Below are 12,289 nucleotides of genomic sequence, written 5' to 3'. Positions count from 1 at the left end.
GCCGTCCCTGAAGCCGGTAATCGTCCCGGTCAAAGTGTCGGCATCGAAATCGACCTCGAAGGCTGCGTCTGCAGCGAACGGACCAGCGCGAAGGATGGATTCGCCGCGGTGCTCGTAAAGCCCAACCATTGCGCCCGAATAGCCGGCACTGCCGGCAACCCTTTCGACAGTGCCAAAGGGAAAATTGGAATGCGCGTAGGGATAGACGATCAGTGCATCGTCCAGAAACCGTATGTAGTACCCGAACTCGAGCCCGCCCTGCCCAAAGAAGTACTCGCGCTCGGTCTTGTTGCTATACGTCGCCTTGACGTTGTCCGTGCCATCGACGTGATGGCGACCGACCGAAACGGGGAAGCCGGCGACAACGGGCATCTCCCACTCGTCAAAGACTTCGTAGCTGGCATTGGCAAGGCGGCCGGCCGCGCCTCCGGTCCTTAGCTGGAAACCTCCCTGCAGGCCGACCGCGACCCTTTCCGGGTCAAGGGTCAGGCCACTAGCCGTCGATCCAGGGCTCGAACTGCCGCAGGCCGTGAGTAGACAGGTGCAGGCGAGTATCAGTACGTAGTTGGCTGTGCGCACTATCGGTCGTCTCCGAAGGCCGCCGTCAGATCATCTCGGTACAACACGCCAATCACGGGTTCATGGCTCTTCCCGAGGAACTCGGGTCGTTGGTGATCTCGTCGACCTGCTGGCCGGCGAACGTGGGAGAGCTTCCGCCCCCGCATGCAGTGAGCGACTGCGAGATCATCAGGGCGATGACGGGCTTGGCAATGGGGCGCATGGCAGATTGCCGCCGGATGGAGAGCATTGAGCGATGGGCGCTGGGCCGCATCTCGGTCGCGGAACGGCAACCCAACTATTGCTTAGTCTGGAAGGTCTCCCGCGCGTGAAACATCCCTCTACAGGCGTCCGGAGTCGGGGCGAGAGCATTCTTGGCGCAGCTGCAGAGACGAGCTAGCCAAACGACATAACGGGGCTGGACAGCGAACGCGTCGTTTCTAGGGCAAAGCTGGCTGGCCTCGATTTCGTGTCAGGCTCAGTTACACCTGTCACCCAATGCTTGTGTGGGATAGACGGTGCCGCCTTGTGGCGCGAAAAGCTGTGATCCTGATTTCACCAGTCGCCGCAATGAAGACCTTTGCAGGCGAGCGACTGATCTGCTCCCTGGAAGTTGGACCACGGATAACGGGAAAATTCTCGTATTGGATGGTCCGACTTCGAGGGAGCAGGTCATAAAGCCGAGAAGCTTCTCGTTTTACGTGGTCTAACTTCCGGGGAGCAGGTCATCAACGACCGCGCCCGATGATCCGGCAACGCGAACAATCCCACAGGGCGCATCGATCACGCTCCAGCGTTGCGACGGCAGGGTCCGGCTACTCTGGTACAAATACATCGGCGAGGTATTTGGAGGCTTCCATCTTGCGCATTCCCGGATTGCACTTGGCTTCGACCAAGACTCGCAATGTGAGAGAATTCCGGACCCACGGCATCCAAATGCTGTTGCGCAATGCCGCCCAAGCCTACTTCCGCGCCCGTCGCCAGCCTCTCTAGACGGTATCGTTACGGCCCGGCACAGGTCCATACCTGGCTTGTTTCAACCGAATCAGATGTCACCAATCAGGGAAGGATCGTCAGCCTTGACACTCGATGACACTCTTGTGGTGATCAGCCCCGATCAATTCCTGCCGAGACGGTGCCAGCTACCAAGCGGCTGTGGGGGCAGATCTGAGTATCACGGCGGCGCCCACGTCGGTCACCCCATTCCACACACCCTCCGGAGTGTCCATGTCATCGGATGAAAGCAGCGTTCCGCTCGGCTACGCGCGCGATATCTTCGACCTGACCGGCCGCGTGTCCGTGATCGCCGGCGGCGGAAGCGGACTCGGTCGGGCCATCGCCATCGGCTACGCGCAATGCGGCGTCACGGTTGTCGTCGCCGACATAAACGAGGAGGGCGCGACCGAGACCAAGGCGGTCATCGACGAGCAGGGCGGGACCGCCGTCGCGGTGCCGCTTGACGTGACGAAGCGGAGCCAGTGCGTCGAGGTTGCGGGAGCGGTGCGGCGCGAGCACGGACGCATCGACATCCTCGTCAACAGCGCGGGCGCTGCGCACCGAAGCCCCGCCGAGGAGTTCCCCGAGGAGCGCTTCGACCACATCATTGATCTCAACCTAAAGGGCACGTATCTGTGCTGTCAGGCGTTCGGCACTGTCATGCTGGAGCAGGGCAAGGGCAGCATCATCAACATGGCGTCGATCGGCTCCTTTATCGCCTATCCGTTGTCGAGCGCCTACATCGCGTCGAAGGGCGGCGTCGCCCAAGTGACCAAGGTCTTGGCGTTGGAGTGGCGCGAGAGAGGTGTGCGCGTCAATGGCATCGGACCCACTCTGATGGAATCCCCCATGACCCAAAAGGCCGCCCAGACGACCTCGCTCACTGCCGATTTCATCAAGGCGCGTATGCTCCGGCCGCGGGTGGGCTTGCCGCGCGATCTGATCGGGGCTGCAATCTTCCTCGCGAGCGATGCGTCCGAACTGGTGACCGGCCACACCATCATGTGCGATGACGGCTACCTAGCGGCGTAGTCCGAGCCTAACTCCCCGGCACCAAGTCCAAGGCCTCCGTTCACTCACCTTCACGGTGGACCAATTCAGTGGGGGCAGGTCACCAACGCCTGCCCGCGGAGGTCGAAGAACTGCGTCGGCGTGCCCTGAAAGAGAGGGCTCATTACCTGGCCGTTCCCGTCTGGGGCTCATTACGTGGCCGTTCGGCCAAATTATGAAATTCCCGACACAAATTGTCGGTATTCCCAATTGTTGGCCGCACCTGAACCCATAAGTTGGCCGGGAATCGCGCGATCAAGCCCGAATCAGGGCGCTTCTAGCACTGTAGTGGGGAGCCGCGGGACCAACACTTGGCCAATACCGCGAACTATGGGGCATAACTTGGCCAATACCGCAGCTCTTGTGAGGAAGCTCGTGTCAAGCTGCGCGCGCAGCACGGTCTGTAGCACTGGCCGCCTGACCGGTGGGGCCTTCACAAGGATACCTCTGCACAGAAGTCCCCGCCTGCCGGCGCACCTCCTCGACCTGCGTCCCTTCCTTCGCCTGGCGCAGGATGAACGTGATCTGCTGCTCACTGAACTTCGACCGCTTTATGGCCTCTTCCCCGATCGGGCCACGAAATCCTATCCGAGATTGTTCTCGCAATGGGTGATCCCACCAGGGAGCAAGTCACTGATCCCACAGCAGGGCCGGCTTGGCGGCTTACTAGCCCTCGGTTCTATGCACCTCGGCCAGGAAGAGAATCTGTGCCGCCGCGAGATGTAGCGCATATGCTGCCACATACTGCGGCGTGGGACGCGCGATCGATCCTTGCCCATGGCCGCCTTCTTCTCCTCTGACTTTCGGCAGACCAGACTTCAGCGTGGCGGTCAATTGATCAAACGACTGGTCGAGGTAGTTGGGTAGGAGGCCTTTCTCCCGCACCACCTTAAGCAGATCTGATGCCCGGGGCCGTTCCGGATACGACCAACCTCTTTGGTCGCAAATCGTCTTCAATGTACTTTCGAAAGCGTTGTTCGCCTCGATGACGGCGGCCTTGGTTTCGCCGGCACGGAAGTGAGCATGCGCCTTCAGGAACTCGCCACGCGGGCCTTCGAAGCCCTTGTGTTGGAGAAAGTGCAATGCTGGCAGGACTACTTCGGAGTGGACCAGCTCTGAATCCACGCGGATGAGCATTCCGCCCTCAAACCGGTAACCGACGCCGGCGCGCCGGAATCGCTCGTTCAGTTCTTCGATTGCAGCGTCTGCCGTAACCGCGATGCCAAGGTCTTCTCGCTCGTACTGGCTACATTGTCGCACATGCCGGTCGACGTACCTGAAGCTCATTTCGATCAGGTCGAGCGACGCGTCAACCGAGGGGCTTTTTCGAAGGTAGGTCTGGCAACGCTCGTCGATGCGGTCGATGCGGCCCAGCTGGAATACCCCGTGTTCTCGGGCAATCGTGTCATGAATGTACTGCCATCCGACATTGTTATGGGGCGGCTCTTCCAACTCGTAACCTTGGGCCTGGTAATACGGGCCAATGGCGTCTTTCCAGATGTGGATAACTTGAACCAAGAGCCGTTCGGGCAGCGAGTCATAGGTGAAGACATCAGGCGTGCCGCCTTCGGCAACTTGCTTCTGATGGGAAAATAGGTCGATTACGGCCAATTTCGTCCCCTGTCCGTCTGCCGTCGAGTGCGGCGTTGGCTATCGGGGCTATACCGCAATCGCTCGGCTAAGTCTTCCCGACAACTGATTGATAGCCTTCTGCGCTGATCGAACCGCCCGTTGACCGCCACCGTCTTCAATGCCTGCGCTGCCCCCGGGGCCTCGCTCCTGAGCATTCGCAGCAGTTGGAGTGCAGCCGGACCCGCGTCGAACGCGTCGGCTCGCCAGCCCAATTAGCTCGGCAGTTACTTCGCCGTGTCAGTGTTGTCACTGGGCGCGTTGTGACCGTCGGCGTCGGCATGATGATGTGGACCGGCTCTCCCTGAGCAGATCGGGTTGCCTCCACAGGACCGGTGTGTGCATTTTGAGCCTGTAGCAGCCTATGCGGTCAGCCTGGATCGGCTGATCCAGTCGTAATGTTGGCGCACGTGCTAGACCTGTTCCTCTGAGTTTGGACCGCGGACAGCCAGCAAATTCTCGGATCCGAGCGTGTCCCGCTCATTAGGTCAATCCGCCTACGAGGCGACAGGCACCGGTTGCCCGCTCAATAGACGCTCAGGTATTGGGCCCTCATCCCGGGGGAAGGCACCATGGTCTCGCAGGTGCTGGGCGAGCTTTCGAAACAGGTTTGGGTGTCCGCGCAGGCTGGCAGGATCCCAGTTCACGGTCGTGATGAAGCCGTGATCTCCCTTCGCAGCATTGTGAATTTTGTCGTCCTGCTCGTTTTACCAAACGCTGGCTTCCAGATGGACGGTCCTCCGCGGCTTCCTTGGCGGCATAAGTGCCTCCATGTGGTTGGGGCGAACCGTAGGGCCTTGTCGTTCGATCAGATATCCGTCGCCTCGTCGCGTGTCCGAAAACGTCCTTCACATTGCGGTACCCGGGCGCGTCTCGGGTCCAGTCGGCATGGAGGCGCCTTCGTCGTCGGCCCCGCGTTGTGAAGAGTCGAGACGTGCCCGCGATTGCTGTCACGTTTGGGAGGTTGCACGTATTCGACGTTCAATGACAACAGGTGCTTCCTGTGGCCTGTGAACGGCTTCCGCCAAATCAAGTCGGTGGTGGCGTTCGAAGTAGAAGAAGAGTGATTTCCTGATGGAAACCTTAAGCTTGCCGTTCTCCATTCCATAATCGTCAGAAATTACGAGTTGTTGAGACTTGGACAATTTTGGATTGGGTCTAAGCTCTACATCCAAGACTTGTGTCCAGTCTCGATCGTCTGATGGCTTCCCTAGTGCGCGGCCGGCAGGACGATAGTCGAGACAACGAGAGAGCAGGAAATCCTTGAAGGAGCTGTCGATGTGGCAGAAAGCGCGAACGTGCCAGCGGTAGCCGTCGTTGGCGAAGGCGTGCGGGCTGATTCCCCGCCACACGGGCTCGGGGCGCACGGGGTTCATCGACTGATACAGAATTTCCAAGGCCCGTTCGTCCTTTACTGCATCTAGTAGTGCGCGCAGGACCTCGGGTTCAACTTTGCGTTGTAGCGCTGGCAGTGAGTCAACGTTCGGAGTTCTTGACAACCAGGTTTCCTGGGGTGGCACGGCAAGCGTGGCCACGGCATTGAGCTGAGCAAGGTGCTCGTCTGGATCCGGTCGATAAAACCGGGGCACGAAGTGAGGAGCCGGGAAGTATCGTTTCTCGCTCTTGTCGTACGCCATGTTGTCTGGCGCGAGCTCCTGGTACCGGCTGAGGTCCTTGGAGGCCTGAGGTACCGACACGCCGAACTGTTCCACGATGTCACTGCGGTTGATCCCTCCCTCCCAGTACAGCCGGAATTCTATGAATTCGAGGCGACGCTCGATGCCCCACCTCAGTTCCGATACTCCTGCACTCATACGCGTCTAGTTTCTATATGGACAAAGAAACTTTATGGATCTACGATATACCTCCTTCGAGGTCCCGAGGTCAACCGGAAAGGAAAATGTTGATGGCGGATCGCTATGTGACCAAGCATCCAAAAGGCTGGGCCGTGAAGGCCCCGGGTGGCAAACGGGCAAGCAGCGTGCACGGGACTCAGCGCAAGGCTGAGCAGGCAGCCAAACAGACGGTCGCCAATCTGGGAGGGGGCGAAGTTCGCATCCAGGGACGGGATGGCCGATGGCGGGACTCCGACACGGTGCCGCCTGGAAACGATCCCAACCCGCCACGTGACCGAAAGCACTAGTCAGGACCAACTCCGGGAAAAGCGCTGAAGATGAAGGTATTTATCTCTTATTCACACAAGGACGAAGCAGCTCTCGATCGGCTGCACACCCATTTGGCTGTGCTTCGCCGGGATCGGCGCATCGATGAATGGTTTGATCGAGAAATCCTCGCAGGCGGGGCAATCGACGCCGAGATCGCCGAACGGCTGGAAGCCTCCCGGTTATTCCTGCTGCTGGTCAGTCCAGATTTTCTTGCCTCGGACTATTGCGTGGAAAGAGAAATGGACCGAGCCCTCGAACGCCATCGGTCGGGCCACGCCAGAGTGGTTCCCATAATCTTGGAGCCCTGTGATTGGCCCTCCACTCCCCTCCGAGATCTCAAGGCACTTCCTCGAGACGGCAAGCCGGTCAGCGAATGGACCAACGAGAACCATGCCTTCGTTGATGTCGTACGGGAACTGAGGCGGATACTGGACGCCGAAGGGGCGCCGAGTAGCACGGAGCGGGGCGAGGCGACAATTCCGGCAGCGCCTGTTCAGCCGGGAGTCCGCCGCTATCGTGTGAAGCGGGATTTCGACGAGATCGACCGCAGCGATTTTCGCGAGGCAGCCTTTGGCGCGATCCGAGGCTACTTCGAGCGTGCGGTTGCGGAAATTGACGCGATAGAGGACCTGAGAGGGCGCATAAAGTTGCTTTCCCCCGCCTCTTTCACCTGCACGATCGTCAACCGAGCGCGTGAACACGGTACGGCACACATCACTGTCCATGGGCGTAGTGGGAATACAGCGCTCGGCGACATTTCGTATTCGTTCGCCGAAAGCGCCCCGCCCAACACGGCAAACGGCATGTTTACGGTCAATGCCGACGAATATGAGCTCTACCTGAGCTCAGCAATGGGGTTTGGAGGGGACCAAGAACGGCTGACTCCGGAGGCAGCTGCCGAACGACTGTGGGAGGATTTTCTGGAACGAGCAGGAGTAACCAGTGACTGATCTGGTTCGTTTTCGGTGCAACAATTGCGGACACCGTTTCGAGACTCAGGTACTGAGCGGGCGCGAGCGGCTAGAAGCGGAGAGGCGCAATCAACCGTCGGTGCCGGTCCACTGCCCGCAGTGCAATCGAACCGACATCCGTCGGGGATGGGAATAGATGAGGCCTCGACGGAGAGATCTACTTGGTGTTTGCGCCTAAGGAAATTCAATCGTGCGCAGACGCAACATGTTCACCGGAATCGGCAAGCAGGGATACCTGTAGCAAACTGAGGGGTAACAATTGCAATGTTGGACCATCCGATAATTGATGTTGGTCTTGGACTGATCTTCTTCTATGTCGTGCTTAGCCTAGTAGCGTCAGCTGTCCAGGAGTGGATAGCCAGCCTGTGCGCATTGCGTTCGAAGAACTTGCGCAAGGGCGTCCAGAACCTGCTAGGCGGCACTTATGCAGAAAAAGTGTACGAGCATCCGCTCATCAAGAATTTGTCAAAAGACAAGAAACTGCCGTCCTACATTAACCCTGACACGCTCAGCGGGGTCGTCTTGGAAGTGATCGCCAAGGAAAGCAATGGCAAGTCCTACGTGGCCCATTCAGCCGAAGAAGCCAAGGCCCTGGTCAGCAGCATAAGTTCGGATCATCCGCTGAAGGAAGTCCTCGCGGCACTCATCGACGATGGAGACGATGCTGCCACTGCCCTGAAAGATAGACTTGCTGGCTGGTTTGACGAAGGTATGTCAAGGGTGGCTGGCTGGTACAAGCGTCAAGCCAAGGTGATGATCTTTGCGATCGCAGGCTCCGTTACATTGGCGACCAATGCCAGTTCCATTCATATGGCTGAAGAATTTTGGCGCAACGACGCGCTGCGGACACAGATCGCAGCACAGGCTCAGGTAGCGGCGCAAACCGGCGAGGTCTCGGGACTCGAGGCCAGCAGCTTAGACGACCTAGAAGCTTTTCCCATCGGCTGGAGCGCCGCTCCTAGCAGTGCCTTGGACTGGCTCAAGACGTTGTTGGGGTGGATCATTACTACTGCTGCCGTGAGTCTAGGGGCGCCGTTCTGGTTTGATCTGCTAGGCAAAGTAGCGAATCTCCGCGGTTCGGGTGGTCAGACACCAGTCCGCAAGACACCGTAGGTTCAGGAAATGGAAAAACGTTATCAGATCTTCGTTAGTTCGACCTACGCAGACCTAAAGGAAGAACGTCAGAAGGTAATACAAACTGTCATGGAATTGGATTGCATTCCGGCCGGGATGGAGCTTTTTCCTGCTACAGACGAGGAGCAGTGGAAATTCATTCAACGCGTGATAGATGACTGTGATTACTACATTGTGATCATTGGTGGCCGCTATGGATCATTAACAGAAGAAGGAATGAGTTATACGGAGAAAGAATATGATTATGCTATTGCCCGTGGGCTCAAAGTCCTCGCGTTCTTGCACGAACGACCAGACGAAATTCCTGTAGGAAAATCTGATATTGCCCCAGAATTAAGGAGCAAATTGGAAACATTTCGTGAGAAAGTCAGAACAAACAGATTAGTGAAGATGTGGAGCGACGCTGCCGAATTACCAGGGCTGGTAGCACTAAGTTTGTCGAAAACGATTAAGGTTTATCCGGCGGTTGGCTGGGTTCGTGCCACCAATGTGGTCAGCGGAGAATTGCTGGAAGATCTAAACATATTGCGCAAAGAGAATGTCCAACTGCAAGCCAGTGTGTCCGAATTGGAATCACGAGCCTCTGCGAAGAATACGGACTTAGCTCCTATGGAGGAAGCCATTACTCTGCGATTGAACTACTACGAGTCTTTCCCGCAGGGAAATAGGACAAGGGAGGTCTCCGTAAGCTGGAACGAGCTATTTGGGTGGATTTCCCCTGACTTGCAAAAGCATCCAAGTGACGGGACAGTCGATGCGGCCTTGGGTGTTGCGATCTGGCGCAAGAATTTTGCGGGTGAACCTCAACAAGTTCGCGTTGATCACCAAGATTTTCAGACTATTCGCTTACAGTTAACAGCCTTGGGACTAATCCGCACCAATTACACAAGAACATCCAAGGGCGGGATGGCTCTATTTTGGGAATTGACGAAGAGGGGTGAGGAATTGATGATGCAGCTGCGAACGGTTAAGTCGGCGAACAACCGTTCGTAGAGTAAGTTCTTTGGGCAGTGCCTTTTCGCTCGAACGCTAGGTGCCAACACGGCGGCGTACGGACAAGTCCCGAATTGTTGGCCACAGGCAACACCACTATGTGGCCGTAGGTCGCCCGGTTTGGGTCACATCAGGGCGTTCATCGCACAGCTGCCGACGGGCATTGGAACATTAACTTGGCCAATACCGTGAATCTTGTCACATAATGTAGCGATTCCCACCGACCTGCCGTGATTGCCTGACGTCCGAGCCGGCAGCAAGAGAGGTGCGCCACCTTTCGACCTGTCTTGCAGGGCTTGGCTCGCCTAGGACCACTCGCCCTACACCGCCCTGGTAAAGGCCTGTCGCAAATCCTCGATGAGGTCTTCGGGATGCTCCAGTCCGACGGAAAGCCGGATGAGGCCGTCTGTCACGCCGGCGGCGCGGCGAGTTTCCGGCGGCACGCCCGAATGGGTCGTGGAAGCCGGGTGACAGGCCAGCGACTCGGTACCGCCCAGACTCACGGCCAGCTTGAACAGGCTCAGTTCATTCAGGATCCGAAACGCAAGCGAGCGGTCGTCGTCGACCGCGAAGGAGAAGGTTGACCCGGGTCCGCTGCACTGCGCCGAAAATACCTCGGCCGCCTTCGGGTCATCCGCATGCTCCGGGTGCAGCACCCGGCAGGGAACGATGGTGTTCTGAGCCAGCCAGGCTGCAACTTGCGACCCAGACTGGGCGGCCCGTTCCATCCGCAGGGACAGGGTCTCCAGCGATCTGGAGAGCATCCAGGAAGAGTGCGGATCGAGTTGAAAGCCGAAGGCGCTACGGGTCAGGCGGATGGGGTTCAGGAGTTCGCGCGAACCGGTGATGCCGCCCGCGATCAAGTCGCTGTGCCCACCGATGTACTTGGTCAGCGAGTAAACGCAGATATCGGTGCCAAGTGCGATGGGCTTCTGGAACACCGGCCCCAACATGGTGTTGTCGCAGACGATGATCGGGCGCTCGGCGTCCGTCCGCGACCACTGGTCAATCACCTGCCGCGTCATGGCCAGATCAATGACGGCGTTGGTGGGGTTCGCCGGGGTTTCCAAGTACAGCATCTTTACCGGGCCCAGGCGCGCCGCAGTGTCGAGCGCGTGGAGGAGCGCGGTCTCCGACAACCCATCGGTGAACGGAACCGAATGCACCCCCAAGGCAGGCATGACCTTGGTCAGCAGGGTTTCCGTGCCGCCGTAGAGCGGCGTGTAGTGGACGACGGCGTCGCCCGGACGGGCCATGGTCAGGAACAACGCCCCGATCGCGGCCATGCCCGAGGCGGTCAGCAAGGCGCTTTCGGCCCCGTCCAGCAGCGCCAGTCGGTCCTCGACTATTTCCGTGTTGGGGTGGTTGAAGCGGCTGTACACCAGACCGCCGGCGCCACCGTCCTGCGGTGCCGCCTTGCGTCCCGCGACCACGTCGAAGAAGTCGGCCCCTTCTTCCGCCGACTGGAAGGCGAACGTCGAGGTCAGAAACACCGGAGGCTTGACGGCTCCCTCGGACATGGACGGGTCATATCCGTACGACATCATCTGCGTGGCGGGGTGCAGCGTACGATCGCCGATGCGGGTACGCCGAAAGGACTTTGCTCCTGACATTGCGACCTCCTGTCGTGGCCACGTCGGCCGGGGCGTGGGCAGGCGGCGGAAGCGACGCGGAATTGTCCTGGTCAATGTGCCTGGTCGCCCCTATCCGCAACCAGCCCTGTTGTAGCGCCCGTTCGTCCCAAATGCGCTGGAAGCAACGCAGACGCCGTCCGTTTCAGAGATGTCACTGGCGGAAGGAACGGGTGTCAGGAAGGATTACATCCAACTCTCGACTTCCGATGGCTTCACTTTTGACCTGCTCCCCGGGACCTAGGCAGCTCCAAGACTGAGAATTTTCTCGTTTTGCGTGGTCCAACTTTCGGGGAGCAGGTCACGCAGACCACGTATCAATTTCCGACTAGCGAACATGCGGCAGGCTTTTTGTCGCGCAAGAAGCCATCATGCGGCAGTAATCGGAGGGTGCCCAATGGACTGCTACTACAGCGCGACATACTCGCTACCAAATCCCGATGGTCAACGGCGGCGGTTTGCCACGGTCATCAAGGCTTCACCCACAAGCATCGAGGCGGTCGTCCGGGCTAGGAATTTGGGCGAGACGGATTACATCGACAGCCGTCCGTTCCGCCGGCTCTCGCCAGAGGACGCTGCCTCACTTGCCGAACAGGTTGAGGAGCACGGGGTCACGCCGGAGACGATGCACCGCGCTTGCTTCGTCGGGTTTCTCGCGCTGAAATCGGGCGTGCGTGGCGTCGAGGAGATTCTGGGAGACACGGGCCTCATTCATGAGATGGCCCATCATCTCGACCTTGGAGAAGTTGGCAGCTGCATCGCCAGTAGGGAGGAGCTTGCGAGCATGGCCCGCCGCATCGAGCGGGCCATACCCGGTTATCCGTCGGGCGGGGTCAGGTTTCGTCCCTGACGTCCTGGGTTCCGGCGTTGTCACGCACGGACCGAATACCGTTTTCGGCTGATTGCTTCGTCGTGTAACGCTCAGACGTCGCGATCACCTCGTGGTTAGCGGCGTGCAGGTTGAAATAAAACTGCCCGTCCGAGGATTTCTTGAGCTTGTAGTAAGCCATTGGCCAACTCCAGTGAGTGTGCCGAGGCTTGACCGCAGAGTCCGAGGCTGCTACCAATCAGGCGCATGCATCGTTCCCTGCGGCTTGGCCTCCGCGGGTTACATCGTTAAGCCCCCAGGATTCCGGTCCTGGGGGCTTTTCGCATTATAGCC

General features: G+C 58.7%; 12 protein-coding genes. 6 read left to right on the top strand and 6 right to left on the bottom strand.

All coding sequences use genetic code 11. The annotated features are described in order from the left end of the window. Together OXH60_10580 and OXH60_10575 are read right to left on the bottom strand one after the other, a co-directional pair. The coding region (locus OXH60_10580) for a hypothetical protein (GenBank protein MDE0712564.1) at positions 1-579 on the bottom strand (579 nt) is incomplete at its 3' end. A 52-nt stretch (positions 580-631) separates the two neighbouring features. After that, positions 632-781, bottom strand: coding sequence for a hypothetical protein (locus OXH60_10575; GenBank protein MDE0712563.1), 150 nt, complete (start codon positions 779-781; stop codon positions 632-634). A gap of 1,004 nt (positions 782-1,785) precedes the next feature. On the opposite strand from OXH60_10575, the gene OXH60_10570 reads away from it, so the two are divergent. After that, positions 1,786-2,586, top strand: coding sequence for an SDR family oxidoreductase (locus tag OXH60_10570; protein ID MDE0712562.1), 801 nt, complete (start codon positions 1,786-1,788; stop codon positions 2,584-2,586). A 684-nt stretch (positions 2,587-3,270) separates the two neighbouring features. Here the strand turns inward: OXH60_10570 and OXH60_10565 are convergent. Both OXH60_10565 and OXH60_10560 read right to left on the bottom strand, forming a co-directional pair. Then, on the bottom strand, positions 3,271-4,215 hold the full coding sequence (locus OXH60_10565; GenBank protein ID MDE0712561.1) for a hypothetical protein: 945 nt from the start codon (positions 4,213-4,215) through the stop codon (positions 3,271-3,273). A 968-nt stretch (positions 4,216-5,183) separates the two neighbouring features. Beyond that, entirely contained in the window at positions 5,184-6,047 is an 864-nt protein-coding gene (locus tag OXH60_10560; protein ID MDE0712560.1) for a WYL domain-containing protein, read from the bottom strand. Positions 6,048-6,139: 92 nt separating this feature from the next. Between OXH60_10560 and OXH60_10555 the strand changes: the two genes are divergently transcribed. From OXH60_10555 to OXH60_10540, 4 genes are all read left to right on the top strand, one after another. Then, entirely contained in the window at positions 6,140-6,376 is a 237-nt protein-coding gene (locus OXH60_10555; protein ID MDE0712559.1) for a DUF2188 domain-containing protein, read from the top strand. A gap of 30 nt (positions 6,377-6,406) precedes the next feature. Beyond that, the gene (locus OXH60_10550; protein MDE0712558.1) at positions 6,407-7,348 is read left to right on the top strand and encodes a toll/interleukin-1 receptor domain-containing protein; all 942 of its coding nucleotides are present in this window, start codon (positions 6,407-6,409) and stop codon (positions 7,346-7,348) included. A 285-nt stretch (positions 7,349-7,633) separates the two neighbouring features. Continuing rightward, entirely contained in the window at positions 7,634-8,482 is an 849-nt protein-coding gene (locus OXH60_10545; GenBank protein ID MDE0712557.1) for a hypothetical protein, read from the top strand. A gap of 9 nt (positions 8,483-8,491) precedes the next feature. Continuing rightward, positions 8,492-9,496 (top strand): DUF4062 domain-containing protein, encoded by a 1,005-nt coding sequence (locus tag OXH60_10540; protein ID MDE0712556.1) that lies wholly within the window; start codon positions 8,492-8,494, stop codon positions 9,494-9,496. A gap of 320 nt (positions 9,497-9,816) precedes the next feature. Here OXH60_10540 and OXH60_10535 read toward each other — a convergent pair whose 3' ends face one another. Continuing rightward, entirely contained in the window at positions 9,817-11,109 is a 1,293-nt protein-coding gene (locus OXH60_10535) for a cystathionine gamma-synthase family protein (protein ID MDE0712555.1), read from the bottom strand. 415 nt (positions 11,110-11,524) lie between these two features. Here OXH60_10535 and OXH60_10530 point away from each other — a divergent pair, with 415 nt between their 5' ends. Further along, positions 11,525-11,977 carry a hypothetical protein gene (locus OXH60_10530; protein MDE0712554.1) on the top strand — a complete coding sequence of 151 codons (453 nt, stop codon included), beginning with the start codon at positions 11,525-11,527 and terminating at the stop codon, positions 11,975-11,977. Here OXH60_10530 and OXH60_10525 read toward each other — a convergent pair. Next, positions 11,961-12,137: a YegP family protein gene (locus tag OXH60_10525; protein ID MDE0712553.1), complete on the bottom strand. Its 177-nt coding sequence runs from the start codon at positions 12,135-12,137 to the stop codon at positions 11,961-11,963. The genes OXH60_10530 and OXH60_10525 overlap by 17 nt on opposite strands. Between the last annotated feature and the right edge of the window lie 152 nt (positions 12,138-12,289).

This window comes from Rhodospirillales bacterium, assembly GCA_028824295.1.
GTDB lineage: Bacteria > Pseudomonadota > Alphaproteobacteria > TMED109 > TMED109 > VXPW01.
The sequence above is the reverse complement of the archived record's forward strand: the minus strand, read 5'-3'. Positions and strand labels throughout refer to the sequence as shown.

Coding starts and splice junctions, on each gene's coding strand:
- OXH60_10535 (MDE0712555.1), bottom strand. CDS start 11,109: ATGTCAGGAGCAAAGTCCTTTCGGCGTACCCGCATCGGCGATCGTACG.
- OXH60_10560 (MDE0712560.1), bottom strand. CDS start 6,047: ATGAGTGCAGGAGTATCGGAACTGAGGTGGGGCATCGAGCGTCGCCTC.
- OXH60_10525 (MDE0712553.1), bottom strand. CDS start 12,137: ATGGCTTACTACAAGCTCAAGAAATCCTCGGACGGGCAGTTTTATTTC.
- OXH60_10530 (MDE0712554.1), top strand. CDS start 11,525: ATGGACTGCTACTACAGCGCGACATACTCGCTACCAAATCCCGATGGT.
- OXH60_10555 (MDE0712559.1), top strand. CDS start 6,140: ATGGCGGATCGCTATGTGACCAAGCATCCAAAAGGCTGGGCCGTGAAG.
- OXH60_10550 (MDE0712558.1), top strand. CDS start 6,407: ATGAAGGTATTTATCTCTTATTCACACAAGGACGAAGCAGCTCTCGAT.
- OXH60_10575 (MDE0712563.1), bottom strand. CDS start 781: ATGCGCCCCATTGCCAAGCCCGTCATCGCCCTGATGATCTCGCAGTCG.
- OXH60_10545 (MDE0712557.1), top strand. CDS start 7,634: ATGTTGGACCATCCGATAATTGATGTTGGTCTTGGACTGATCTTCTTC.
- OXH60_10570 (MDE0712562.1), top strand. CDS start 1,786: ATGTCATCGGATGAAAGCAGCGTTCCGCTCGGCTACGCGCGCGATATC.
- OXH60_10540 (MDE0712556.1), top strand. CDS start 8,492: ATGGAAAAACGTTATCAGATCTTCGTTAGTTCGACCTACGCAGACCTA.